The 23,591-nt window shown below is 63.8% G+C and carries 23 protein-coding genes (1 of these 23 running past the window's edge); 13 read left to right on the top strand and 10 right to left on the bottom strand.

Annotation, left to right across the window (positions count from 1 at the left end):
• The first annotated feature begins 7 nt into the window (after positions 1-7).
• Positions 8-1,045, top strand: coding sequence for a tRNA epoxyqueuosine(34) reductase QueG (queG, locus tag GOW72_RS00145; protein WP_170361004.1), 1,038 nt, complete (start codon positions 8-10; stop codon positions 1,043-1,045).
• 71 nt (positions 1,046-1,116) lie between these two features.
• Complete coding sequence (locus GOW72_RS00140) at positions 1,117-3,120, top strand: hydantoinase/oxoprolinase N-terminal domain-containing protein (RefSeq protein WP_170365943.1); 2,004 nt, start codon at positions 1,117-1,119, stop codon at positions 3,118-3,120.
• Positions 3,121-3,123: 3 nt separating this feature from the next.
• Here GOW72_RS00140 and msrA read toward each other — a convergent pair whose 3' ends face one another.
• Both msrA and msrB read right to left on the bottom strand, forming a co-directional pair.
• On the bottom strand, positions 3,124-3,636 hold the full coding sequence (gene msrA, locus GOW72_RS00135; protein WP_005979692.1) for a peptide-methionine (S)-S-oxide reductase MsrA: 513 nt from the start codon (positions 3,634-3,636) through the stop codon (positions 3,124-3,126).
• Positions 3,633-4,082 carry a peptide-methionine (R)-S-oxide reductase MsrB gene (gene msrB / locus GOW72_RS00130; protein ID WP_170360999.1) on the bottom strand — a complete coding sequence of 150 codons (450 nt, stop codon included), beginning with the start codon at positions 4,080-4,082 and terminating at the stop codon, positions 3,633-3,635. The genes msrA and msrB overlap by 4 nt, the downstream gene beginning before the upstream one ends.
• Before the next feature lie 145 nt (positions 4,083-4,227).
• On the opposite strand from msrB, the gene GOW72_RS00125 reads away from it, so the two are divergent.
• A complete protein-coding gene (locus GOW72_RS00125) occupies positions 4,228-4,749 on the top strand; it encodes a glutathione peroxidase (RefSeq protein WP_170363901.1) in 522 nt (173 codons plus the stop codon).
• Here the strand turns inward: GOW72_RS00125 and GOW72_RS00120 are convergent.
• Positions 4,725-5,612: a DMT family transporter gene (locus GOW72_RS00120; RefSeq protein WP_170364266.1), complete on the bottom strand. Its 888-nt coding sequence runs from the start codon at positions 5,610-5,612 to the stop codon at positions 4,725-4,727. The two genes, GOW72_RS00125 and GOW72_RS00120, sit on opposite strands and share 25 nt — an antisense overlap.
• A gap of 184 nt (positions 5,613-5,796) precedes the next feature.
• On the opposite strand from GOW72_RS00120, the gene GOW72_RS00115 reads away from it, so the two are divergent.
• Complete coding sequence (locus GOW72_RS00115) at positions 5,797-6,993, top strand: BCCT family transporter (RefSeq protein ID WP_170365941.1); 1,197 nt, start codon at positions 5,797-5,799, stop codon at positions 6,991-6,993.
• Between the two features lie 86 nt (positions 6,994-7,079).
• Here the strand turns inward: GOW72_RS00115 and GOW72_RS00110 are convergent, their stop codons facing one another.
• From GOW72_RS00110 to ade, 3 genes are all read right to left on the bottom strand, one after another.
• The gene (locus GOW72_RS00110) at positions 7,080-7,367 is read right to left on the bottom strand and encodes an HU family DNA-binding protein (RefSeq protein ID WP_170340577.1); all 288 of its coding nucleotides are present in this window, start codon (positions 7,365-7,367) and stop codon (positions 7,080-7,082) included.
• A 130-nt stretch (positions 7,368-7,497) separates the two neighbouring features.
• Complete coding sequence (locus tag GOW72_RS00105) at positions 7,498-8,961, bottom strand: AMP nucleosidase (protein ID WP_170364264.1); 1,464 nt, start codon at positions 8,959-8,961, stop codon at positions 7,498-7,500.
• A complete protein-coding gene (gene ade, locus GOW72_RS00100; protein WP_170364262.1) occupies positions 8,958-10,760 on the bottom strand; it encodes an adenine deaminase in 1,803 nt (600 codons plus the stop codon). Before ade ends, GOW72_RS00105 begins: the two co-directional genes overlap by 4 nt.
• A gap of 127 nt (positions 10,761-10,887) precedes the next feature.
• Here ade and GOW72_RS00095 point away from each other — a divergent pair, with 127 nt between their 5' ends.
• Entirely contained in the window at positions 10,888-11,313 is a 426-nt protein-coding gene (locus tag GOW72_RS00095; RefSeq protein ID WP_170364260.1) for a VOC family protein, read from the top strand.
• 2 nt (positions 11,314-11,315) lie between these two features.
• Here GOW72_RS00095 and GOW72_RS00090 read toward each other — a convergent pair whose 3' ends face one another.
• A complete protein-coding gene (locus tag GOW72_RS00090) occupies positions 11,316-12,200 on the bottom strand; it encodes a LysR substrate-binding domain-containing protein (protein WP_170342477.1) in 885 nt (294 codons plus the stop codon).
• Between the two features lie 114 nt (positions 12,201-12,314).
• Between GOW72_RS00090 and GOW72_RS00085 the strand changes: the two genes are divergently transcribed.
• Together GOW72_RS00085 and GOW72_RS00080 are read left to right on the top strand one after the other, a co-directional pair.
• A complete protein-coding gene (locus GOW72_RS00085; protein WP_170360988.1) occupies positions 12,315-13,070 on the top strand; it encodes a class II aldolase and adducin N-terminal domain-containing protein in 756 nt (251 codons plus the stop codon).
• Between the two features lie 11 nt (positions 13,071-13,081).
• Positions 13,082-14,071 carry a sterol desaturase family protein gene (locus GOW72_RS00080; protein WP_170364258.1) on the top strand — a complete coding sequence of 330 codons (990 nt, stop codon included), beginning with the start codon at positions 13,082-13,084 and terminating at the stop codon, positions 14,069-14,071.
• Here the strand turns inward: GOW72_RS00080 and GOW72_RS00075 are convergent.
• Positions 14,068-15,015, bottom strand: a complete 948-nt coding sequence (locus GOW72_RS00075) for a GlxA family transcriptional regulator (protein WP_170340569.1) — start codon at positions 15,013-15,015, stop codon at positions 14,068-14,070. The genes GOW72_RS00080 and GOW72_RS00075 overlap by 4 nt on opposite strands.
• 78 nt (positions 15,016-15,093) lie before the next feature.
• On the opposite strand from GOW72_RS00075, the gene GOW72_RS00070 reads away from it, so the two are divergent.
• Genes GOW72_RS00070 through GOW72_RS00060 form a run of 3 tightly spaced genes read left to right on the top strand, consistent with a single transcriptional unit; the run spans position 15,094 to position 19,096 of the window.
• Entirely contained in the window at positions 15,094-16,254 is a 1,161-nt protein-coding gene (locus tag GOW72_RS00070) for an acyl-CoA dehydrogenase family protein (RefSeq protein ID WP_170364256.1), read from the top strand.
• Positions 16,251-18,314, top strand: a complete 2,064-nt coding sequence (locus tag GOW72_RS00065) for an acetate--CoA ligase family protein (RefSeq protein ID WP_170364253.1) — start codon at positions 16,251-16,253, stop codon at positions 18,312-18,314. The genes GOW72_RS00070 and GOW72_RS00065 overlap by 4 nt, the downstream gene beginning before the upstream one ends.
• Before the next feature lie 2 nt (positions 18,315-18,316).
• The gene (locus GOW72_RS00060; protein ID WP_425328538.1) at positions 18,317-19,096 is read left to right on the top strand and encodes a carnitinyl-CoA dehydratase; all 780 of its coding nucleotides are present in this window, start codon (positions 18,317-18,319) and stop codon (positions 19,094-19,096) included.
• Between the two features lie 6 nt (positions 19,097-19,102).
• Here GOW72_RS00060 and GOW72_RS00055 read toward each other — a convergent pair whose 3' ends face one another.
• Positions 19,103-19,738, bottom strand: coding sequence for a class I SAM-dependent DNA methyltransferase (locus GOW72_RS00055; protein ID WP_170364249.1), 636 nt, complete (start codon positions 19,736-19,738; stop codon positions 19,103-19,105).
• Between the two features lie 87 nt (positions 19,739-19,825).
• Between GOW72_RS00055 and GOW72_RS00050 the strand changes: the two genes are divergently transcribed.
• The gene (locus GOW72_RS00050; RefSeq protein WP_170364247.1) at positions 19,826-20,686 is read left to right on the top strand and encodes an SDR family oxidoreductase; all 861 of its coding nucleotides are present in this window, start codon (positions 19,826-19,828) and stop codon (positions 20,684-20,686) included.
• Here the strand turns inward: GOW72_RS00050 and GOW72_RS00045 are convergent, their stop codons facing one another.
• A complete protein-coding gene (locus GOW72_RS00045; RefSeq protein ID WP_170364245.1) occupies positions 20,687-22,306 on the bottom strand; it encodes a GMC family oxidoreductase in 1,620 nt (539 codons plus the stop codon).
• Here GOW72_RS00045 and GOW72_RS00040 point away from each other — a divergent pair.
• Positions 22,305-22,550 carry a hypothetical protein gene (locus tag GOW72_RS00040; protein WP_170364243.1) on the top strand — a complete coding sequence of 82 codons (246 nt, stop codon included), beginning with the start codon at positions 22,305-22,307 and terminating at the stop codon, positions 22,548-22,550. The genes GOW72_RS00045 and GOW72_RS00040 overlap by 2 nt on opposite strands.
• A 60-nt stretch (positions 22,551-22,610) precedes the next feature.
• Positions 22,611-23,591, top strand: the start of a protein-coding gene (gene katG / locus GOW72_RS00035) for a catalase/peroxidase HPI (protein WP_170364241.1). 1,227 nt of this gene lie beyond the right edge of the window; the window shows 981 of its 2,208 coding nt (coding positions 1-981); its start codon is at positions 22,611-22,613; its stop codon lies beyond the right edge, outside the window.

Here is a 23,591-nt window from a genome sequence, read left to right as displayed (position 1 = left end):
GGGCCAGATGAACAGCGCGACGGCATTGAAGGACAGGTTGGTGTCGCAGGCCCGGGCCGAGGGGTTCGTGTCGTGCCGGATCTGCCGACCCTGGGACGTGCCGGAAGTGCCTGCGCGGTTGGCCGCCTTTCTGGCGGCCGGTTATCACGGGCAGATGGGCTGGATGGCCGAGCGGGCCCATTGGCGGGGGGATCCGGCGGAGCTGTGGCCTGAGGCGCGCTCGGTCATCATGCTGGCCGAGAGTTACACGCCGGATCATGATCCGACCGAGGTTCTGGGCCGACCCGATCGCGGGGCGATCTCGGTCTATGCTCAGAACAAAGACTACCATGATCTGGTCAAAAAGCGGCTGAAGCGGCTGGCCCGGTGGCTGATTGCCGAAGCCGGGGGCGAGGTGAAGGTGTTCGTCGACACCGCGCCGGTGCCCGAGAAAGCACTGGGCCATGCGGCCGGGTTGGGCTGGCAGGGCAAACACACCAATCTGGTCAGCCGGGAGTGGGGCAATTGGGCCTTTTTAGGGTCTGTTTTCACCACTCTGGACCTGCCGACGGACCCGCCGGAAGTGGATCATTGCGGGTCGTGTCGGGCCTGTCTGGATGCCTGTCCGACGGATGCCTTTCCGGCGCCCTATCAACTGGATGCGCGGCGCTGCATTTCCTATCTGACCATCGAGCACAAGGGGCCGGTGGATCAGGAGTTGCGCGGCAAGCTGGGCAACCGGATCTATGGCTGTGATGATTGCCTGGCCGCCTGTCCGTGGAACAAGTTCGCGGTGGCGGCCAGTGACATCCGATATGCCGCGCGCCAAGACCTGATGGCGCCGCCGTTGGCGGAACTGGCCGGGTTGGACGATGCGGCGTTCCGGGCCAGATTCTCGGGTTCTCCGATCAAGCGGATCGGGCGCGACCGGTTCGTGCGAAACGTTCTGTATGCCATCGGCAATTCCGGGTCGTCGGAGTTGATTCCGGTCGCGCAGGCGTTGATCGAGGATGCCGACCCCACGGTGGCCGACGCGGCGCGCTGGGCGGTCGAACAACTGTCGTGAATGCCGCAAACAGGCTGGACGCGTCGGTTCAAACCGCTACACCCGTGACTGCGAACAGGATGGAGATCCCGATGGCGTTGGCTTTGGGCGTGGATACCGGTGGAACCTACACCGATGCGGTGCTGATCCGGGACGAGGAAGAGGTGATCGCCTCGGCCAAGTCCCTGACCACACGCGAGGATCTGGCGATCGGCGTCGGGCGGGCGATCCGGGCGGTGCTGGACCAGGCGCAGGTCGCGCCCGTTCAGATCTCGATGGCGTCGCTGTCGACGACGCTGGCCACGAACGCGCTGGTCGAGGGGCAGGGCGGGCGCGTTGCGCTGATCTATGTCGGGTTTCGCGACGGCGATCTGGACAGGCACGGGCTGCGCGATGCGCTGAAGGGTGACCCGGCGCTGGTGATCGCGGGTGGGCACAGCCATGCCGGGGCCGAGGCCGCGCCGTTGGATACAGGGGCGTTGCGCGAATTTCTGGACCAGCAGTCCGGGATTTCCGGGTTCGCGGTTGCGGCCCAGTTTGCCACCCGCAACCCCGCGCACGAGCTTGAGGTCGCGCGAATCATCACCGAGAAGACCGGCGCGCCAGTGACCTGCTCGCATCAGTTGTCCGCCAAGCTGAACGGGCCGAAACGTGCGGTGACGGCGGTGCTGAACGCACGTCTGATCGGAATGATCGACCGCCTGATCGGCCGGGCGCAGGATGTATTGCTCGAGCTGGGCATCGACGCGCCGATGATGGTGGTGCGAGGCGATGGCGCCTTGATGAGCGCCGAGCAGGCGCGGGAACGGCCGATCGAAACCATTCTTAGCGGTCCGGCGGCCTCGATCGTGGGCGCGCGCTGGCTGACCGGAGTTCAGGACGCGCTGGTGTCGGATATCGGAGGGACGACGACCGATGTGGCGCTGATCCGCGATGGCAAACCGGCGGTCGACCCGGCGGGCGCCCGGGTCGGCGGGTTTCGCACCATGGTCGAGGCGGTGGCGATGCGCACGCATGGTCTGGGCGGTGACAGCCAGGTGCATGTGGTAACCGAGGGCCTGTGCGGCGGCGTGTTCCTGGGTCCGCGCCGGGTGCTGCCGGTGTCGCTGATCGCGGCTGAGGCGCCCGAGGTGGTCCATGCCGCGCTGGACGAGCAGTTGCGCGCGACCACGGTGGGCGAGCACGACACCCGTTTCGCCCGCCGCGTGCCCGGCATCCACGCCGAGGGTCTGGGCCCGCGCGAGGTGGGGCTGCTGGAGCGGCTGGGGGACAAGGTTCTGCCCCTGAGCACCCTGTTGCGCACGCGGATGGAAAACGGCGCTCTGACCCGGCTGGTGGACCGCGGGATCGTTCAGGTCTCGGGGGTGACGCCGTCGGATGCCAGCCACGTTCTGGGGCGCCTGTCCGATTGGGATGCCGATGCCGCGCGCAAGGCGCTGGAGTTGATTGCGCGTCGGCGTGTGGGGTCGGGCGACCGGCTCGCGGGCTCGGCCGATGAACTGGCCGGGATGATCGTGGATCAGTTGACCGAACAGACCGTTTTGACCTTGTTAGAGACTGCTTTTGCGGAAGAAGCCGAGGCGTTCGGCCTGCCGCCCGAGGATCTGGCGCGCCATGTGCTGACACGGCGGGGCTTGCGCGGGCATCGCGGTCTGCTGGCGTTGGATACGAGGCTGAACGTGGATGTGGTCGGGCTGGGTGCCTCGGCGCCGAGCTATTACCCGGCGGTCGGTGAGCGTCTGCGCTGTACCATGGTGCTGCCCGACCATGCCGGGGTGGCCAACGCGATCGGGGCCGTCGTGGGGCGGTTGACCATGCGGCGGGCGGGCACGGTGACCGCTCCGTCCGAAGGCCGGTACCGCGTGCATCTGAATGAAGGTCCGCAGGATTTCCCCACACCCGAACCCGCGCTGGCCCTGCTGGAGGCCGAACTGCGGCGCGAGACCGAAAGCGCCGTGCGCGAGGCCGGGGCCGAGGATATCCGCGTGATCGTCAACCGCGACATCCGCACCGCCCGGATCGAGGGCAAGGATGTCTTCGTCGAGGCGATGCTGACCGTCGAAGCCAGCGGCCGCCCGCGGGTGGCCGTCGGCTGACCTTTATTCGGCAGCGCTGCTGCGTTTGGGCAGAACCCAGTCCGGGCGCGGGAAGTGGCAGGTATAGCCGTTGGGGATACGCTGAAGGTAGTCCTGATGCTCGGGCTCGGCCTCCCAGAAATCGCCCACGGGTTCGACCTCGGTCACGACCTTGCCGGGCCACAGCCCGCTGGCATCCACATCGGCGATCGTGTCCAGCGCGATCTGTTTCTGCGTTTCGTCGCAGTAGTAGATGGCCGAGCGATAGCTCATCCCAATGTCATTGCCCTGGCGGTTCACGGTGGTCGGGTCGTGGATCTGGAAGAAGAACTCGAGCAGATCGCGATAGGTGATCTTCGCGGGGTCGAACCAGATCTCGATCCCTTCGGCATGGGTGCCGTGGTTGCGATAGGTCGCGTTGGGCACGTCGCCGCCGGTATATCCGACGCGGGTGCGCAGAACGCCGGGCAGCTTGCGGATCAGGTCCTGCATGCCCCAGAAGCAGCCTCCGGCCAGAACGGCGCGTTGTTCGGTCATTTCGGGTCCTCCACTTGATCGAGGTATTCGCCATAGCCCTCGGCCTCCATGTCGTCACGATGGACGAACCGCAGCGCGGCGGAGTTGATGCAGTAACGTAGCCCACCCTGATCCAGCGGACCATCGGGAAACACATGGCCCAGGTGGCTGTCGCCGTGTTTCGAGCGGACCTCGGTCCGGATCATGCCCAGCGAGCGGTCCTCCAGCTCGGTGACGTGGTCATGCACGATGGGTTTGGTGAAGCTGGGCCAGCCGCAGCCCGATTCGTATTTGTGGGTCGAGGCGAATAGCGGCTCGCCCGATACGATATCCACGTAGATGCCGGGTTCCTTGTTGTTCAGGTGTTTTCCGGTGCCGGGGCGTTCGGTCCCGTTGCGCTGGGTAACGTGGAATTCCTCGGGCGACAGGGCCGCGACAACCGATGGATCTTTGGTATATTTGGGCATGGGTCCTCCGGCATTGCATACGTTGCCGAGATATTTGGGGTGCGCCGCGACAAAAGCAAAGCCCTGTTTCACCCGGCTCGCGCGATCGTGCGGGTGATCTGCCGCCGTGCTTCGAGCGTATCATTACCAAAGAGGAGGTCACGCCATGTTCAGAATGTTGCTGTTGTCTGCCTTGTTGTTGATCGGTCGAACGGTGCAGGCCGCGCCCGTGTCCGGAGAATTCCCATCGATCGACGGCGGCACGCTGTCGCTGTCGGACTGGCGCGGCCAGCCGGTTCTGGTGGTCAACACGGCCTCGCAATGCGGGTTTACCGGGCAGTATTCCGGGCTGCAAAAGCTGCAGGACACCTATGGACCCGAAGGTTTGGTGGTTCTGGCGGTCCCGTCGGATTCCTTCAACCAGGAATTGGAAACCGCCAGTGAGGTCAAGGAATTCTGCGAGTTGAACTATGACCTGACCCTGCCCATGACCGACATCACCCCCGTGACCGGCCCGCAGGCCCACCCGTTCTACAAGGCGGTCGCGGCCGAAACCGGGTTCGTGCCGGGCTGGAATTTCAACAAGATCCTGCTGAGCCCCGATGGCGAGGTCGTGGCGACCTTTGGGTCGACGACCCGGCCGGACTCTCGCAAGCTGCGCAGTCAGGTCGAGGCGCTGCTGCGCTGAACTGGCTGGCGTGACAACTGCACGGCCAGAATGCCCAGCGTGATAACCGCAACACCAACGGCGTCCATTGCGCCCAACCGTTCACCCAGCAGAATCGCGGCGATCGTGACCCCGAACACCGGGTTGAGGAAATGGAAGGTGGCTGCGCGGATCGGCCCGATCCGGTTGAGCAGCAAGAACCAGATCAACGTGGCCAGCAGGCCGGGGAACAGGGTCGTGTAGGTGAAGGCCAGCGCCAGCGGCCAGGTTGGACGGACATAGATCGTCTCGAACAACGGGGCGGCGACAAACAGAACCGCCGAGCCGACGAACATCTGCAAACCGACGACCATCATGAAATTCCCGCCCGAGGTCGCCCCGCGCACGGCCAGCGTGGCGAAGGTCAGCGCCAGCGCGCCCAGCCCGCAGAGGGCAACGCCAAACAGGTCGATCCCTGCGCCGATCCGGCTGCTCATGATCAGGGCCACGCCAGCGAACCCGGCCAGCAGACCCAGAACACCCAGCGGGCGCAACCGTTCCCCGAACAGTAGCCAGCCGGCCAGAGCCACCAGCAGTGGCATGGTCGAGGCGATGATCGCCGCGACCGACGCCTCGACCGTTTGCATTGCATAGAAATTCAGACCCAAATACAGGGCATTCTGGCAGATTCCGAACAGGATGGTCGCGTACCATTGCGACCGCGTCAGGCGCCAACTCTGGCCCATGGCCGCGGCGATGGCGACACCCAGGAGGCCGGAAATCAGGAAGCGAACCGCCAGTGAAAACAGCGGCGAAGCATCCGCGACGATGATCCGCGCCGAGGTAAAGGCCGACGACCAGATGAAGGCAAAGGCCAGCCCCATGGCGATGGCGCGCAGATCCATGACCGCTCCTGTTTGAATGTGCGGCGACTGTTTCCGATTTTCTCTCGGGCCACAAGCGCCCGAGCGTCAAAAAAGACACATGGAGCGCGCAAGTTTTCCGTGGGTGCCGGTTTTATTGATTGACTAGCCAATTAAAGATATCCGCTCGGTGATCTGACATCTAAAGGGAGGTTTGTCGGTGCTATTGGAATACATCCTGTCATTCGGGGTCCTGCTTGCTCTTGGGCTGGTAGCGTTCTTCGTCGTGAAATGGTGGAACCTGCGGTGCGTGGGCGTGACACCTGTACATCTGTTCACTTTCATCGCGATCCTGTTCACATCCGGCCTGGATGTCGGGCTGATCATGTTCCCGCTCACCGAATTCGGAGGCTATGCCGAAGATCCGGCCTATGCGTTCGCAAACCCGCTGGCGGTCGAGTTCGGGTTCTGGGGTTTCCTGATCTGGGCCTTCTATTTCCTGACGGCCTTCTATTTCTGCGTCATCGAGCCCCGAGTGCAGTTCTTTGAGATCCCGGTGGTCAAGCTGATCAACAATGTGGTGATCATCGGGACCTGCGCTTTCACCGCCAGCCTGTTCCTGATCTACCTGCCCGGATACCTGCCCGAAGTTGGTGATGGCGAGTCCGTGGTGACCACGTTTTACATCATCGTATTTGTCGTCATTCTGGCCGCGGCCTATTCCTCGACTGACCTGAAATACGTGCGGATTCTTTCTGTCGGCTCGACGTTTCTGTTTCTGGCGCTGATCCTTGGCATGTGGGCCGCGGCCGGTATGGGCGTTGCGGGTTTCGTGGAAACCAGCAGCAATATCGGGGCGTATTTCGCCAATATCCACAAGTTCATACTGCCTCTGACCGACTATCACGCCTTCTACCTGTTCTGGTGGTTTGCCTGGTCGATCATGATCGGTCAGTTCACCTCGCGCTTTGTCGGAGGGCTGACCACCTGGCAATTGCTGGCGGCGCTGCTGATCTTTCCGTCGATCCCCTTGGCGATCTGGTTCAGCGTGCTTTATTACTATCACCTGAACGGCATCAGCACCGCAGGCATCACCAACATCGCGATGGTGATCGTCGGCGTGACCTTCGTGATTAACTCACTGGACTCGCTGATCAGGCTCTATACCGACAACCTGAACATGACGGTCGAACGCTTCGGTAAGACGGCCTATGTTGCCGGCAATGTGGTGCTTCTGTTTGTGCTGACGCTTCTGTTCCAGAGCCAGTGGCTGCAGATTCAGTGGATCGGCGCCGTGGTGGTTGGCCTCTACCTCGCCTGCGTGGTCTATGTCCTGATCGTCAAGCGCACAGAGGTGATGAGCATCGACTCGATGCCCGAAGATCGGGATCTGGATTTCCACAAGGTCGAGACTGTTCACTGACCTCGGCCCGCCGGACCCGGTAAACAAATACCAAAGAAAAAGGGCCGCGAAATCGCGGCCCTTGATCGTTTTCCCTAAGGCGCGGATCAGCTGTTGACGCTGTCCTTCAGGGCCTTGGCGATGGTCATCTTCACAACCTTGTCGGCTTCTTTGGTGAAGGTCTCACCAGTGGCCGGGTTGCGAACCTGACGCTCGGGGCGCTCGCGGCAGTAGATCTTGCCGACGCCCGGCAGGGTCACAGCGCCTCCGGCCGAAACTTCGCGGGTGATCAGGCCAGTGATCGCCTCCAGCGCCGCGTTCGCGGATTTCTTGTCGGTTCCCATTTCCTCAGCGAGAGCAGCAACCAGCTGAGTCTTCGTCATAGGCTTTGCCATTTCTTGGTCTCCTTAACGTGCCCGATCTATTGGGCCTCACCGCGTAACTGTAACGGGATATTGTGGGCGAACACAACGAATAGTAGCACCGAAACCCCAAAAAATATGGGGATTTCGTTGCTTTTTTGCGTCAGAGGAAGGCCGTTTCGTCGAACGAGCGCAGTTTCCGGCTGTGCAAACGTTCCAGTGGCATGCCTCGCAGGTGTTCCATCGCCCGGATTCCGATCGCCAGATGGCGGCTGACCTGAGTTGTATAGAACTCGGACGCCATGCCGGGCAACTTCAATTCGCCATGCAACGGTTTGTCGGATACGCACAGCAAGGTGCCGTAGGGCACACGGAACCGATAGCCGTTTGCGGCGATCGTGGCGCTTTCCATATCCAGCGCGATGGCGCGCGACTGGCTCAGCCGTTGCACCGGGCCGGATTGGTCGCGCAGTTCCCAGTTACGGTTGTCGACCGAAGCCACCGTGCCGGTGCGCATGATCCGCTTCAGCTCATAGCCTTCCAGCTCGGTCACTTCGGCTACGGCGCGTTCCAGCGCGACCTGAACTTCGGCCAGCGGCGGGATCGGCACCCAGACGGGCAGATCGTCATCCAGCACCTTGTCTTCGCGCAGATAGGCATGGGCCAGCACGAAATCCCCCAGGGCCTGCGTGTTGCGCAGCCCCGCGCAGTGGCCGACCATCAGCCAGGCATGTGGGCGCAGCACCGCGATGTGGTCGGTGGCGGTCTTGGCGTTCGATGGCCCGACGCCGATATTGACCAGCGTGATCCCCGACCCGTCGGCGCGTTTCAGGTGATAGGTCGGCATCTGCGGCAGTTTCAGCGGCTGTTCCAGCGGCGCGTCGGGGTCGGTGATCTCGACATTCCCGGTCGAGACGAAACTGGTATAGCCGCTGTCGGGGTCGGCCAGTTGCGCGCGGGCGTAGTTTTCGAATTCCGAGACGTAGAACTGGTAGTTGGTGAACAGAACGTGGTTCTGGAAATGGTCCGGATCGGTGGCGGTGTAATGGGCCAGCCGGGCCAGCGAATAGTCGATGCGCTGGGCGGTGAACAAGGCCAGCGGGCCGACGCCATCCTGCGGTTCGTGCACACCGTTGACGATGTCGTCATTGGTGGTGGTCAGGTCGGGCACGTCGAACACGTCGCGCAGGGTGAACCCGGCCGCTCCCTGATGCGGCACCACCAGATCGGGGTTGCCGGCCACGGCGAAATGCACCGGCATCGGCGTGGTCGAGGGGCCGATGGTCACCGGCTGGTTGTGGTTCTTGATCAGCAGCGCGATCTGCTGCGTGAGGTAGGACCGGAACAGATCCGGCCGGGTCACGGTAGTGGCATGAACCCCCGGCTCGGACACGTGACCAAAGCTCAGGCGGCTGTCCACATGCGCGTAGGACGCCGTACGGATACGGATTTCCGGGTAATAGGCTCTGTAACGGACCTTGGGCGTGCCGCTTTCCATGGCCTCGGCAAAGCTGTCGCACAGAAAGGCGGTGGACTCGTTGTACAGCTCTTCCAGCCGGGCAACGGCCGCAGCGGCATCGGTGAAAATCTCGGGGTCCCGTGGGTCGGGAGTTGTTATTTTTGTCATGCGAGGGGTTCCAGAAGGTCAATTTTTTCGAATGTTCGGACATCCACCAGTCCCAGATCGGATATCCGCAGTTCGGGGATGACGACAAGGGCCAGCAGCGAGTGCTGCATATAGGCGTTGTTCAACTGACAGCCGCAGGCCTGCATCGCCTCGACCATTTTCTGCGCCTTGGCCGCGACGTCCGCGGCAGGGCTGTCGGACATCAGGCCCGCAATGGGCAGTTCGACCAGCGCCAGCTCTTCGCCATCACGGAAGATGGTGATGCCGCCGCCTACTTCGGCCAGGCGATTGGCGGCCAGCGCCATCTGATCGCGGTTGGTGCCGACCACGATCATGTGGTGGCTGTCATGCGCCACAGTCGAGGCCATGGCCATCCGGCCCTGATAGCCAAAGCCCGAAACGAAGGCGTTGGTCACGCCGCCCGTGGCGCGGTGCCGCTCGACCAGCGCAATCTGGCAGACATCGCCTTCGCCCTCGACCAGCCCGCCGATAATGGGCAACTCGGCCTTCAGCGCCTGGGTGGGGGCCTGGTTCTCGACCACGCCGATTACGTTGGCGCGGACGCGGTTGGCGCCTTCGGGCGCGGGGATCTCGAAATCGGCGGCGGTCAGGGCATGGCCCAGATGCAGCGTGTTGCGTGCCCGATCGGGCCAGTCGTAATGCGGGCAATCCACCGTGATCTTGCCGTTCTCGGCCACCACCCGCCCACGGGCGATGACCATCTCGATCGGCAATTCGGTCAGGTCCGAACTGAGGATCACGTCCGCCCGGCGGCCCGGCGTGATCGAGCCGATCTCGCGTTCCAGCCCGAAATGGGTGGCGGTGTTGATCGTGGCCATCTGCAACGCGATCAACGGGTCGCAGCCACAGGCGATGGCATGACGGACGACGCGGTTCATGTGGCCCTCGTTCACCAGCGTGCCCGAGTGGCAGTCATCGGTGCACAGGATGAAGTTGCGCGGGTCCAGCCCCTTTTCGGTGACGGCGGTGATCTGGCTTTCCACGTCATACCAGGCCGAGCCTAGCCGCATCATCGACCGCATTCCCTGCCGCACGCGGGCAATGGCGTCGGCCTCGCAGGTACCTTCATGGTCATCCGCCGGGCCGCCGGCGACATAGGCGGCAAAATCAGGCCCTAAATCAGGGGATGCATAGTGTCCGCCCACGGTCTTGCCCGCGCGCTGGGTGGCGGCGATTTCGGCCAGCATTTTGGGATCGGAGTTGATCACACCGGGAAAGTTCATCATCTCGCCCAGCCCGATGATGCCGGGCCAGGTCATCGCCTCGGCCACGTCTTCGGCGGTGATCTCGTAGCCCGTGGTTTCCAGCCCGGGCGCCGAGGGCGCGCAGGACGGCATCTGGGTGAAGATGTTGACCGGCTGCATCAGCGCCTCGTCATGCATCATCCGCACGCCGTCCAACCCCAGTACATTGGCGATCTCATGCGGGTCGGTGAACATCGACGTGGTGCCATGCGGGATCACCGCGCGGGCGAACTCGGCCGGGGTCAGCATGCCGGATTCGATGTGCATATGCGCGTCGCACAGGCCGGGGATCATGTAGCGGCCCTTGGCCTCGATGATCTGTGTGTCGGGCCCGATGCAGTGGCTGGCGTCGGGGCCGACATAGGCCACGCGTCCGGCGGCGATGGCGATGGAGTGATCGGGCAGCGCCTCGCGGCTGTGCACGTTGATCCAGATCCCGCCGCGAATGACCATGTCGGCGGCTTCGCGGCCAGCGGCAACGGCGATCAGGCGGGGGGCGACGTCGGGCCAAGAGGGGAAGGGTGCGTATTCCATGGCACAACTTTCCCGAATGCATCGGAAGGTGCAACCCCTGCTTTGCCACCTTCATGAAACCGTCATCCGACCGGGCGCGGGGCAGCAAATGCTTGATCCGCGCCGCGATGCGGGGTCTGGTAGGGACATGGATTACGAAACCATCGATGCCGACAGTTTCGGCCGCAGCCTGCGGGGGATCGGGCTGAACCTGCTGGTGCGCGACGTTCCAGCGGAATGCGCTTTCTTAGAGACTGTTTTTGGCTTGAAGTCCCATCAGGTGACGGCGGATTTTGCCATCGTCACTTATGGCGATCAGGTGTTTCAGTTGCATTCGGACGGCACCTATCATTCCAACCCGCTGCTGGGGCTGGTTCCCGAAACGCCCCCACGCGGTGGCGGGATCGAGATTCACCTGTACGACACCGAGCCGGACGAGGCGGCGGAGCGCGCCAGGTCCGCAGGCGCGGTCGTGCTGCAGGAGCCGACCGACAAGCCCCATGGCCTGCGCGAGACCTATATCCTGTGCGAGAACGGCTATGCCTGGGTCGCCAGCCGCCCCAAAGACGGCTGAAGTCAGGCGCGGTGTTGCTCGGCCGCGATTTCCGCCCTAATCCATTCGGCAAAGGCCACGGCACCCGGGGTCTCCTCGGCTTGGGGCGACAGCAGCAGGTAATAGGCTTCTGGCATCGGCGCGCGATGCTCGAACGGCGCGATCAGACGGCCTTCGTCCAGCAGGCGTTTTGCGATCGTGTCATGGGCCAGACACAGCCCGCCGCCGGCCATCGCAACGGACAGGCCGACCATATAGGTCGTGGCATAGGTAATCGGCGAATTTTCCCAGTTTAGGCCCTGATCTTCGGCCCAGCTGGCCCAGTTCGACAGAAGATTCGAACAGTCGTACAGCGGTTGCTGCTGAAGGTTTTCCAGCGTGACCGGATAGTCGGGGGCACAGACGGGGTAGTAGTGATCGCTGCGCAAAAGCTCGGTGCGGACCGTGTCGGCCGGGCGCAGGGAATAGCGGATCTCGACCGCCGCGCCTTCGGCCATCTCGCGCGGCTCCCACAACTCGGTGAAGATGTTCAGGTGGACATCGGGGTGCAGCGCGCGGAAGGCGGGCAGGCGAGGGGCCAGCCAGTTCACCGAAAAGGTGATGTTGCACTGCACCTGAACGGTGTTTTCCTGCTGGCCGGTAACGGCCTGGGTGCCACGCACCAGCGTCCGGAACGCCTCGCGCACCACGGGTAGATAGGTGATTCCGGCCTCGGTCAGTTCCAGCGCGCGGGGGCGGCGGTGAAACAGAGGCTGGCCCAAGTATCCCTCCAGCGATTTGATCTGCTGGCTGACGGCGCTTTGCGTCATGTTCAGATCACGCGCTGCGCCGGTGAACGACAGGTGGCGGGCCGCGGCCTCGAAGGTGCGCAGCCAGCCAAGCGGGGGAAGCGGAGTCCGGGGTTTCATAATCCAATCATAAGTTCAGCTAATGCCAAAACGCCAATTTTTTCGTTGGTCAATTGCGCCCCGGCCCGGCACGGTTTTCACCAGCCACCTGTCCAAGCCGAATGGAGCCCCCGGATGAGCGTCACCAATCTGAAGCCGAATATCGACCATTGGCAGGAGCGCGTGGACATGGCCGCCGCCTTCCGCTGGACCGAGCGGTCGAACATGCACGAAGCGGTCGCCAATCACTTCAGCCTTGCCGTGAACGAGGATGGCACGCAGTTCCTGATGAACCCGAACCAGATGCATTTCGCGCGCATCCGCGCCTCGGACCTTCTGCTGCTGGATGCCAACGATCCCGACACGATGAACAAGCCCGGAGCACCGGACCCGACCGCATGGGGTCTGCATGGATCGATTCACCGGAGATGCCCGCATGCGCGTTGCGTGATGCATGTGCATTCGATTTTTGCCACCGTCCTGGCCTCCTTGGCCGACAGCAACCTGCCGCCGATCGACCAGAACACCGCAACCTTTTTCAACCGCTATGTCATTGATGACGAATTCGGCGGTTTGGCCTTTGAAAGCGAGGGTGAGCGTTGCGCGACAATGCTGCAAGACCCGAAAAAGAAGGTCATGATCATGGGCAACCACGGTGTGCTGGTGATTGGCAACAATGCAGCGGATGCCTTTAACAGACTCTATTATTTCGAGCGCGCCGCCGAGACCTATGTACGCGCCCTTCAGACGGGCCGGCCGTTGCGGGTGCTTTCGGACGAGATCGCCGAAAAGACCGCGCAGGAGCTGGATGACTACCCGGGGCAGGCCGAGGCGCATCTGCGCGAAATAAAGGCCGTTCTGGATGCGGAAGGCTCGGACTACGCCACCTAGAGGGTTTTGTCATGACCGATGCCCCGCATGATCCCGAAGCCGCCCGCTGGCACTATCGGCCGTCTGACCCTGTTGCGTTGAACCCTTTGTTCAGTTGGCCACCGCGCCCGATCGCCGTTTTGAAATGGTATTCCGGGGCGTGGCTGTCGATCACAGCGCTGACCCTGTGCATGGGGCTGGCCGTGATTGCTTATGTGCTGTTCCTGCCGCCGCTCGAGGCGATGCAAAGCTTTGCGCCCGGCTGGATGTTCCGCGTCTGGCTGCTGAACATGGTGCCTCAGATCCTTGTTGCGGGTGGGCTGCATTGGTGGCTCTACATGCGCAAGGGGCAGGGTATGTACAAAAAGTTCGATCGCCGCGACCTGACCCGCGACAACGGAACCTTCACCTTCCGCAATCAGGTCTGGGACAACATCTGGTGGACCCTGGGCAGCGCCATGACGGTGGCGACCGTCTATCAATGGGGTATCTACTGGGCGATGGCCAACGGGTATGCGCCAACGGTCACTTGGGCCAGCGCGCCGGTCTGGTGCGTGGTCTGGATGCTGTTCATTCCGATGTGGTCGGGTCTGCATTTCTATTGGGTGCACCGGCTGGAGCATCACCCGAAACTGTACAAGCATGTGCACGCCGTTCATCACCGCAACGTCAATGTTGGGCCGTGGTCGGGCATCTCGAACCACTGGTACGAGAATCTGCTGTATTTCACGACCTATTTCATCCACCTGATCGTGCCCTCAAACCCGTTGCATCTGCTGTTTCATGTCTATTTCCAGCAGATCAGCCCGGTCTTGTCCCATTCGGGGTTCGAGAAGCTGAAAGCGGGGGATACGGACGCCGCGCGGGCCGGCGATTTCTTTCACCAGCTGCACCACCGGTATTTCGAGTGCAACTACGGCACGTCCGAGATCCCGTTCGACAAGTGGTTCGGCACCTACCACGACGGGTCGGCCGAGGCGACGACGCGGACGCGCGCCTACAAGAAACAGATGTATACCTAGCGGGCCCGGCTGCGCAGGGCTCGTGGACTGAGACCGAACTCGGCCCGAAAGGCGCGGGTCAGCGCGCTGGGGTCCTCATAACCCGCGCGCAGAGCGATTTCGGCAACACTCAGGTCGGTTTCCGCGGCCAGCTTGCGCGCAAGGTTCAAACGCATCCGACGATAGACCTTGGCCGGCCCGGCCCCCAGGTCCGCCCGCATTCGGGATTCCAGCGCTTTTTGCGACCGTCCCACGCGTCGGGCAATCTCGGGGATCGGCAGAGGGGTCTCGAGATTTTCCTGCATCAGTGCCAGCGCTTTGTTGACATGCGAACTGGCCGAGCCAGCGCCGCCGGAATGTGACCGAGCGGAGTCGCGGGTCATGAACAGCTGCGCGACTTCCAGTGCCAGCGCCTGACCGTGATCCTGCCCGATCAGGTGCATCACCAGATCGAAGGCGGCCATCGCGCCCGAGCAGGTGATGCGGTCACCGTCGATGACATATCGCTCGCGGCAGGTCTCGACTTCGGGGAATCGCTCGGTGAACGCGGTCAGCTCCTCCCAATGGATCGTGGCGCGATGGCCGTTCAGCAATCCGGCCTGGGCCAGCAGCCAACTGCCGGTGTCCAGCCCGGCGAGGGTGCGAAAGCGCCGCGTCGCCGCACGCAACCCCGCCTGGGTGCGCCAACCTCCATGTGCCTGAAACCCGTAGGAGGGCATCACCAGCAGCATATCCCCATCCGCATCCGTAAGCGCCGCGTGGGGCGCCACCTGCAACCCTGAGGATGACGTGACCGGCCTCGGATCCAGTGACAGGAATTGCCAGTCATACAGTCGCTGCCCCGACAGCGTGTTGGCCGCGCGCAGCGGCTCGACCGTGTTGGCCAGGCAATGGTTCGAGAACCCGTCGAACAGAAGTACCCCGAATCGCTGCGGTGCGGCGGGTGATTTGCTCCATTTCTGCATGATCGAAGTCTAGTTCTGCATTATTGAGACCTCAAGCTGCGTCAGGATTATCGCACGCCCAGAAACCGGAGACCCGCGATGCAATATGGCCTGACCGACGAGCAGGAGATGATCGTCTCGACCGTCCGCAGCTTTGTGGAAAAGGAAATCTATCCCCACGAAGAGCTGGTTGAACGCACCGGCGAGGTGCCGAAAGAGATCGCTGACGAGATCAAGCGCAAGACGATCGAGCTGGGCTTCTATGCCTGCAACTTCCCCGAAAGCGTCGGCTGTGCCGGATTGAACCACTTGGAATTCGCGCTGGTCGAGCGCGAGTTGGGGCGCGGGTCGATGGCACTGAACCATTTCTTCGGGCGGCCGCAGAACATCCTGATGGCCTGTCAGGGCGATCAGATCGAACGCTATCTGATGCCCGCCGTGCGTGGCGAAAAGATGGACGCGCTGGCGATGACCGAACCGGGCGCGGGTTCGGACGTGCGGGGCATGAAATGCTCGGCCGTGCGCGATGGCGGCGATTGGGTGGTAAATGGCACCAAGCATTTCATCTCGGGCGCGGAACATGCCGATTTCATCATCGTCTTCATCGCCACGGGCGAGGATCAGACGCCGAAAGGCCCCAAAAAGCGCATCACCGCCTTTCTGGTCGATCGCGGCACGCCGGGCTTCACCATCCGCGACGGCTACAAGTCGGTCAGCCATCGCGGTTACAAGAATATGGTGCTGGACTTCGACGACTGCCGCCTGCCGGATGCACAGGTGCTGGGCGAGGTCGATGGCGGGTTCGAGGTGATGAACACCTGGCTGTATGCCACCCGCATCACCGTGGCGGCCATGTGCGTGGGTCGGGCGCGGCGGGCTTTCGATTATGCGCTGGACTATGCCGCCACCCGCGAACAGTTTGGCCAGAAGATCGGCAAGTTTCAGGGCGTCAGCTTTCAGGTCGCCGACATGATCACCGAGATCGACGCCGCCGACCTGCTGACCCTGGCCGCCGCCGACCGGCTGGACAAGGGCCTGCCCGCCAACCGCGAGATCGCCTCGGCCAAGCTCTATGCCTCGGAAATGCTGGCGCGGGTGACCGATGCGGCGATCCAGGTGCATGGCGGGATGGGTCTGATGGATGACTATCCGCTGGAACGGTTCTGGCGGGATGCGCGGGTGGAACGGATCTGGGACGGCACCAGCGAGATCCAGCGCCACATCATCAGCCGCGACCTGCTGCGCGCGTTGGGGGCATGAACGTGGCGCCGGGCCTGATCGGCGCGGCGGATGCGCTCGCGCCGGGAAAACTCGCCGCGCTGAGGCGGATGCTGGGGTTCCGTTCGCTGGCGGTGATCGGCGGGGGCGCATGGTGCGCCGAGGTCATCCGGCAGGTGCGGAAACTGGGCTTCACGGGCCCGGTCTGGCCGGTGCATCCCAAGGCCGGCGCGGTGGCAGGCGAGCGCGTCTTTGCCACGATCGAGGACCTGCCCCAAGCGCCCGACGCGGCCTTTGTCGGCATCAATCGCCGCGCCACCATCGAGGCGGTCGAGGTTCTGTCCCGCATCGGCGCGGGCGGGGCGGTGTGTTTCGCCTCGGGCTTTACCGAGGCGCAGGCCGAGGACGCCGATGGGGCCGACTTGCAGGTGCAGCTTGTAACTGCAGCGGGGGACATGCCGATCCTCGGCCCCAACTGTTACGGCTTCGTCAACGGGTTGGACGGGGTGGCGATCTGGCCCGACCAGCACGGGATGCGCCCGGTGGAAAGGGGCGTCGCGATTCTGACGCAAAGCTCGAACATTGCCATCAACATGACCATGCAGCGCCGGGCGCTGCCGCTGGCCTTCATGCTGACCTGCGGGAATCAAGCGCAAACCCATCAGGCCGAAATCGCCATGGCGCTGCTGGAGGATGACCGGATCACCGCCATCGGCCTGCATGTCGAGGGCTTCGGCGACCTACGCAAATGGGACGCGCTGGCGGCCAAGGCGCGTGACCGGGGCGTACCGATCGTGGCCCTCAAGGTGGGGCGGTCAGCACAGGCGCAGGCGGCGACCATTTCGCACACTGCGTCGCTGGCGGGGGGTGATGCCGGGGCGCAAGCATTTCTGGATCGGTTGGGAATCGCGCGGCTGAACGACGTGCCCGCGTTTCTGGAAACACTGAAGCTGTTGCATGTCACCGGGCCGCTGGACGGGACCGGAGTGGCGACGATCAGCTGTTCCGGTGGCGAGGCCAGCCTGGCCGCCGACATGGCCGAGGGAACCGGCCTGCACTTTCCGCCGCTCACCGTAGATCAGGTTTCGGGCCTGCGCGCGGCGCTGGGGCCGATGGTGGCGCTGGCCAATCCACTGGACTACCACACCTATATCTGGCGCGACGCTGACGCGATGGCGCGGGCTTGGTCGGCGATGACGGGGCCGCATGTGGCGATGACGATCTCGATCGTTGACTACCCTCACACCGATCCCACCGATTGGGACTGCGCCACCCGTGCGGCGTTGACCTGCGCGCGCGAAACCGGCAGGCCCTTTGCCGTGGCCGCGACCTTGCCGGAACTGATGCCCGAGGACGTGGCCGAGCGGTTGATGGCGGGCGGTGTTGTGCCTTTTGCCGGGCTGCGTGAGGCGCTGGCGGCGACACGCGCTGCAGCACGCCCGCATCCCGAACCGCAGGAGCCGGTTTTGCTGCCCGCCGCCAATGCGGCCACAACCGCTCTGACCGAGGCCCAGGCCAAGGCCGAACTGGCCGCTTGCGGCGTGCCGGTTCCCCGCTCGGTCGTCGCGCGGGCGGATCGGGCGGAAATGGCGGTGGACGGTCTGAGCGGACCCTTTGCGGTGAAAGGCGTTGGCCTGGCGCACAAATCCGAACATGGCGCGGTGCGGCTGGGCGTTTCTGGACAAGATCTGCCCGAGGTCGCGAGATCAATCGGCACCGATGAGGTTCTGATCGAGGAAATGGCCCCGGCCGGGATTGTCGAGCTATTGATCGGCGTCACCCGCGACCCGGCGCATGGCTATGTGCTGACCCTTGGGGCGGGCGGGGTTCTGACCGAGATCCTGCGCGACTCGACCTCAATCCTGATCCCGTCCACGCCGTCTGCGGTCCGCGACGCGCTGGGCAAGCTGGCCTGTGCGCCCGTGTTGAGCGGATATCGGGGCAAGCCCGGCGTGGATATCGATGCGGTCGTGCGGGTGGCCATGGCGGTGCAGAACTACGTCATTGCCAACGCGGCGGTCGTGGACGAAGTTGAAATCAACCCTCTCATCTGCGCGGCCGACAGTGTGGTCGCCGTTGATGCCCTGATCCGAAAGGCATGACCATGAACCCGATCAAAACCTACCGCGATGGTGCAATCCTTCAGGTCACGTTGGACCGGCCCAAGGCGAACGCGATCGACTTGGCGACCAGCCGTGTCATGGGCGAAGTGTTCCGCGACTTTCGCGATGATCCTGACCTGCGCGTGGCGATCCTGACGGGGGGCGGCGAAAAATTCTTCTGCCCCGGCTGGGACCTGAAGGCCGCGGCCGAGGGCGATGCGGTGGACGGCGATTACGGCGTCGGCGGTTTCGGTGGCTTGCAGGAGTTGCGCGACATGAACAAGCCGGTGATTGCCGCCGTGAACGGCATCGCCTGTGGCGGCGGGCTGGAGCTGGCCCTGAGCGCCGACATGATCCTGGCCGCCGATCACGCCACCTTTGCCCTGCCGGAAATCCGTTCGGGCACAGTGGCGGATGCGGCCAGTGTCAAGCTGCCCAAGCGCATCCCCTATCACATTGCGATGGAACTGCTGCTGACCGGCCGCTGGTTCGACGCCGAAGAAGCGCACCGCTGGGGCTTGGTGAATGAGATCGTCCCGGCGGACCAGTTGATGGACCGGGCGTGGGAGCTGGCGCGCCTGCTGGCGAGCGGCCCGCCGTTGGTCTATGCCTCGATCAAGGAGATCGTCCGCGAGGCCGAGGATTCCAAGTTCCAAGACATCATGAACCGCATCACCAAACGCCAGCTGCGCACGGTCGATGTGCTCTATGGCTCCGATGACAATCTGGAAGGGGCTCGCGCTTTCGCCGAGAAACGCGACCCGGTCTGGAAGGGCCGCTGAGGCGGATCAGGATTTCTCGAACAGGGCGATCAGCGCGGTGTCGTCCTTGTTGGGGCCGGCGGCCAGATCGCCATAGATGCGAACCGGGGTCAGGGTCAGATGTTCTATCCGGCCCTCGGCCTGCAGCTTGTCGAAGGCGGTTGCGAATCCCAGCGCCTCGAAGTGTTTGGCGTTGATCGACAGGGCGAATTGCGCCCCGGGCCGGGCCACCCGCAGCAGGGCGGGCAGAACCTCGGGGCCCAGATGGCCGTGGGTGAAGGTGCCCGACGACACGATGCCCGAATAACTGTCGCGCGGAACCGGGATGCCTTCGTTCAGGTCAGCCTCGATCGCGTCGCGGTAGATGTCCTTGCGCATCGCCTTGTCCAGCATCTCGGCGCTGATGTCGGTGGCGTCGATCGGCCCCACGCCCAGATCGGCCAGAACGGCGCCGCACAGGCCGGTTCCCGCGCCCACATCCAGCACCGGACCCTGTCCCCCGGCGCCGACAAAGGCGCGGGCGGTGTGGATATGCAGCTGGTAATCCTCGCGCGCGGCGAAACCGCGATCGTAATCTCCGGCCCATTCGGCATAGAGCCGTTTGTTGTCTGCCGGAGTTTTCAGCGCATAGGCCGCGTGCAGGCTGGGTTTGTCATCACTCATGACACCATGAAGGCGCAGGCGGGGATTCGAATCAAGTGCGGCCATCCGGCGCTTGCATCCCGCCCGCGGCGCGATCATCAAGGGGCCATGACTGGAACGCTTTTTTCATTCGGGCACGGCTATACCGCCCGCGCCCTGTCGCGCCGGCTGGCCCCCAAGGGTTGGCGCATCGTCGGAACCACCCGCGATGCCGCCGAGAAGGACGCCATCCGCGCCGCCGGGGCCGAACCGCTGGTCTGGCCGGGCGAGGCCCCCGATCTGGACGGGGTCACGCATCTGCTGATCTCGACCGCGCCCACGGCCAAGGGAGATCCGGTTCTGGCCGCCCTGCGGGATGAGATTGCCGCGCGCGCCGGTCAGTTCGACTGGGTCGGGTACCTGTCGACCACCGCCGTCTATGGCGACCACCAGGGGGACTGGGTCGATGAAACCACGCCGGCGACACCCACGGCCGAGCGCGGGCGCTGGCGGTTGCGGGCCGAGCAGGACTGGGCCGCGATCCCCGGCCTGCCGCTGCACATTTTTCGCCTTGCGGGCATCTACGGGCCGGGCCGGGGGCCGTTTTCCAAGCTGAAAAAAGGCGGTCTGCGGCGGATCATCAAGCCGGGGCAGGTGTTTTCTCGTATTCATGTCGAAGACATTGCGCAGGTGCTCGAGGCGTCGATGCGACGTCCTGATCCGGGCGCGATCTACAATGTATGCGATGACGAACCGGTGCCGCCACAGGACGTGATCGGCTATGCCGCGCAACTTCAGGGCCTGCCGCTGCCGCCTGCGGTGGATTTCGACACGGCCGACCTGACGCCGATGGCCCGCAGTTTCTACAACGAGAATAAGCGCGTTCGGAACGACCGGATCAAGACCGATCTGGGCGTGACGTTGAAATATCCCAACTACCGCGTGGGCCTTGAGGCGCTGCACGCGGATCAGACGTTGAACGGCGACTGATCAGACCACATCCGCCAGGATCATGTCGGCGGCCTTTTCCGCGATCATGATCGTGGGGGCGTTGGTGTTGCCCGAGACCAGCGTCGGCATGACCGAGGCATCGACCACCCGCAGCCCCTGCAGCCCACGCACGCGCAGCTGCGGATCGACCACTGCCAAATCGTCCACCCCCATCTTGCAGGTGCCCACGGAGTGATAGATCGTATCGGCCCGCGCGCGGATATGGCCTTCCCAATCCGGGTCGGTCCGGGCGGTGTCGGTTCCGAACATTTCCTTGTGGCGGTATTTGGCGAGGGCCGGTGCCTCGAGGATTTCGCGCGTCATCCGCGCGCCCTTGATCATCGTGTCCAAATCGCGCGGGTCGGACAGAAAGGCCGGGTCGATCGCCGGGGCGGCAAAGGGGTCGGCGCTGTGCAGCGAAACGGTGCCGCGGCTTTCGGGGCGCAGTTTGCAGATATGGCAGCTGAACCCGTAGCCCAGGTGCAGTTTGCGCGCGTGGTCATCTACCAGCGCGATGGTGAAATGCAGTTGGATGTCGGGGCGGTCCAGATCGGGAGAGGTCTTCAGAAAGGCCGCGCCTTCCGCAAAGGGGGTGGCCGCCATCGACACACCGGTCTTGCGCCACCGCAAAAGGTGTTTGACCAGCCCCACCGTACCGGCGGCGCCGATGCCGAAATTGTCGGTGTCCTTTGTCTTGTAGGCCAGGATGAAATCCAGGTGATCCTGCAGGTTCTTACCCACGCCCGGCAGCGCGTGGCGGACGGCGATTCCATGCGGGCTCAGGTCCTCGGGGTCGCCGATGCCCGACATCTGCAGCAGTTGCGGCGATTTCAGCGCGCCCGAGCAGACCAGAACCTCGCGCGCGGCGGTGACGGTGAGATCGGCGCCCTTGCCGCCCTGGCGATAGATCACGCCCGTGGCGCGGTGGCCGTCAAAGGTGATCTCGCGCGCCTGAGCCCCGGTGATGACCGTCAGGTTAGGCCGGTCCATGACAGGAAACAGATAGGCCGCGGCGGCCGAGCACCGCTCGCCGTTTTTGGCGGGGTCGTGGAACTGGGTGACCTGGTACAGTCCCGCGCCTTCGTTGTCGCCGCGATTGAAATCGTCAGTCACCTTGTGTTGCAACTGGGCGGCGGCCTCGACGAAGGCGCGCGTGATCGGGCGTTCTTCTTTCTGGTCGGACACCTGAAGCGGGCCGTCGGCGCCATGCAGGTCATCCGCACCGCGTTCGTTGTTCTCGGACCGTTTGAAATAGGGCAGAACGCTGTCCCAGTCCCAGCCCTCGCAGCCCAGATCGGCCCAGCCGTCATAATCCTGCCGCTGCCCGCGCACATAAAGCATTGCGTTGATCGCGCTGGACCCGCCCAAGGCGCGGCCGCGCGGCTGATAGCCCGTGCGCCCATTCAACCCCGGTTGCGGCACCGTTTCAAAGGCCCAGTTGTTGATCTTGGGTCGCCCCGGCAGCATGGCGACCACAGCGGCAGGCATCCGCACCAGAATACTGTTCCCACCCCCGCCCGCCTCAAGCAGGCAGACCCGCGTGCCCGGATTGGCGCTCAGACGGTTGGCCAGCACACATCCCGCGGACCCTCCGCCGACGATGACGTAGTCGAATTGCATGGCGATCCTCCCCTGTGGCCCGCGCGGTGTCGCGCGTCACGGCCCGCAGTTTGAAGCACCGGCGGCAAAACGCAATCGGGGCGGCGGGGAACGCCGCGTCATGTGGATGGGGATCGGTTTGAAAGATCACGGCAGAGCCATAATCAATACCTATCAAATCAATCCGAAAACAAAATTTTTTCTCATGACAGGGATTTGCTATGACTCGGGGTATTCCAGCGGACTGCGGTCCGCCCCTTTTTGACGTGCCATACGCACGGTTGCCTCGCAAACAGACAGACACCAGCCAGGATCGGAGATTAAGATGGACGGAAGCGACAACCCCAACACGGGCAAATGCCCCATCATGCACGGCGCCGGAACCCGATCGAACCGGGACTGGTGGCCCAACCAGCTGAACCTGGCGATCCTGCACCAGCACCAGCCGGCCGGCAATCCGCTGGGGGCCGAGTTCAACTATGCCGACGCGTTCAAGAAGATCGACTATGACGCGTTGAAACAGGACTTGTATGACCTGATGACGGATTCGCAGGACTGGTGGCCGGCGGATTACGGCCATTATGGCGGTCTGTTCATCCGCATGGCCTGGCACAGCGCCGGCACCTACCGGACGGCTGACGGGCGGGGCGGCGCCTCGACCGGGAACCAGCGGTTCGCGCCGCTCAACAGCTGGCCGGACAACGGCAACCTCGACAAGGCCCGTCGTCTGCTGTGGCCGATCAAGCAGAAGTACGGCAACCAGATTTCGTGGGCCGACCTGATGATTCTGGCCGGCAACTGCGCCATTGAATCGATGGGCGGCAAGACCTTCGGCTTTGCCGGCGGCCGGGAAGATATCTGGGCGCCCGAGGAAGACATCTATTGGGGTGCCGAGACCGAATGGCTGGCCCCGACCGAAAACCCGCACAGCCGCTACTCGGGCGAGCGCGATCTGGAAGATCCGCTGGCCGCCGTGCAGATGGGCCTGATCTATGTGAACCCCGAAGGCCCGGACGGAGAGCCGGACGTGCTGGCCTCGGGCCGTGACATTCGCGACACCTTTGCCCGGATGGCAATGAACGATGAAGAGACCGTCGCACTGGTTGCCGGTGGCCACACATTCGGCAAGGCGCATGGTGCCGGGGACCCGGCGCTGGTCGGCCCCGAACCCGAGGCCGCGCCGATCGAAGAGATGGGCTTTGGCTGGATCAACAAATTCGGCACAGGCAAGGGTGACGACACCACGACCAGCGGGATCGAGGGCGCCTGGACCGCGAACCCGATCAAGTGGGACAATGGCTATTTC

The organism is Ruegeria arenilitoris, assembly GCF_013032855.1.
Classification (GTDB): domain Bacteria; phylum Pseudomonadota; class Alphaproteobacteria; order Rhodobacterales; family Rhodobacteraceae; genus Ruegeria; species Ruegeria arenilitoris.
This window is presented reverse-complemented; position numbering and strand designations above follow the sequence as displayed.

What these genes read in the sequence shown, in the direction of transcription:
- GOW72_RS00095 (WP_170364260.1), top strand. Translation starts at nt 10,888, where the DNA reads ATGGATTACGAAACCATCGATGCCGACAGTTTCGGCCGCAGCCTGCGG.
- GOW72_RS00080 (WP_170364258.1), top strand. Translation starts at nt 13,082, where the DNA reads ATGACCGATGCCCCGCATGATCCCGAAGCCGCCCGCTGGCACTATCGG.
- queG (WP_170361004.1), top strand. Translation starts at nt 8, where the DNA reads ATGAACAGCGCGACGGCATTGAAGGACAGGTTGGTGTCGCAGGCCCGG.
- msrB (WP_170360999.1), bottom strand. Translation starts at nt 4,082, where the DNA reads ATGCCCAAATATACCAAAGATCCATCGGTTGTCGCGGCCCTGTCGCCC.
- GOW72_RS00140 (WP_170365943.1), top strand. Translation starts at nt 1,117, where the DNA reads ATGGCGTTGGCTTTGGGCGTGGATACCGGTGGAACCTACACCGATGCG.
- msrA (WP_005979692.1), bottom strand. Translation starts at nt 3,636, where the DNA reads ATGACCGAACAACGCGCCGTTCTGGCCGGAGGCTGCTTCTGGGGCATG.
- GOW72_RS00045 (WP_170364245.1), bottom strand. Translation starts at nt 22,306, where the DNA reads ATGCAATTCGACTACGTCATCGTCGGCGGAGGGTCCGCGGGATGTGTG.
- GOW72_RS00120 (WP_170364266.1), bottom strand. Translation starts at nt 5,612, where the DNA reads ATGGATCTGCGCGCCATCGCCATGGGGCTGGCCTTTGCCTTCATCTGG.
- GOW72_RS00070 (WP_170364256.1), top strand. Translation starts at nt 15,094, where the DNA reads ATGCAATATGGCCTGACCGACGAGCAGGAGATGATCGTCTCGACCGTC.
- GOW72_RS00065 (WP_170364253.1), top strand. Translation starts at nt 16,251, where the DNA reads ATGAACGTGGCGCCGGGCCTGATCGGCGCGGCGGATGCGCTCGCGCCG.
- ade (WP_170364262.1), bottom strand. Translation starts at nt 10,760, where the DNA reads ATGGAATACGCACCCTTCCCCTCTTGGCCCGACGTCGCCCCCCGCCTG.
- GOW72_RS00050 (WP_170364247.1), top strand. Translation starts at nt 19,826, where the DNA reads ATGACTGGAACGCTTTTTTCATTCGGGCACGGCTATACCGCCCGCGCC.
- GOW72_RS00085 (WP_170360988.1), top strand. Translation starts at nt 12,315, where the DNA reads ATGAGCGTCACCAATCTGAAGCCGAATATCGACCATTGGCAGGAGCGC.
- GOW72_RS00075 (WP_170340569.1), bottom strand. Translation starts at nt 15,015, where the DNA reads ATGCAGAAATGGAGCAAATCACCCGCCGCACCGCAGCGATTCGGGGTA.
- GOW72_RS00090 (WP_170342477.1), bottom strand. Translation starts at nt 12,200, where the DNA reads ATGAAACCCCGGACTCCGCTTCCCCCGCTTGGCTGGCTGCGCACCTTC.
- GOW72_RS00110 (WP_170340577.1), bottom strand. Translation starts at nt 7,367, where the DNA reads ATGGCAAAGCCTATGACGAAGACTCAGCTGGTTGCTGCTCTCGCTGAG.
- GOW72_RS00040 (WP_170364243.1), top strand. Translation starts at nt 22,305, where the DNA reads ATGGCGATCCTCCCCTGTGGCCCGCGCGGTGTCGCGCGTCACGGCCCG.
- GOW72_RS00060 (WP_425328538.1), top strand. Translation starts at nt 18,317, where the DNA reads ATGAACCCGATCAAAACCTACCGCGATGGTGCAATCCTTCAGGTCACG.
- GOW72_RS00125 (WP_170363901.1), top strand. Translation starts at nt 4,228, where the DNA reads ATGTTCAGAATGTTGCTGTTGTCTGCCTTGTTGTTGATCGGTCGAACG.
- GOW72_RS00105 (WP_170364264.1), bottom strand. Translation starts at nt 8,961, where the DNA reads ATGACAAAAATAACAACTCCCGACCCACGGGACCCCGAGATTTTCACC.
- GOW72_RS00055 (WP_170364249.1), bottom strand. Translation starts at nt 19,738, where the DNA reads ATGAGTGATGACAAACCCAGCCTGCACGCGGCCTATGCGCTGAAAACT.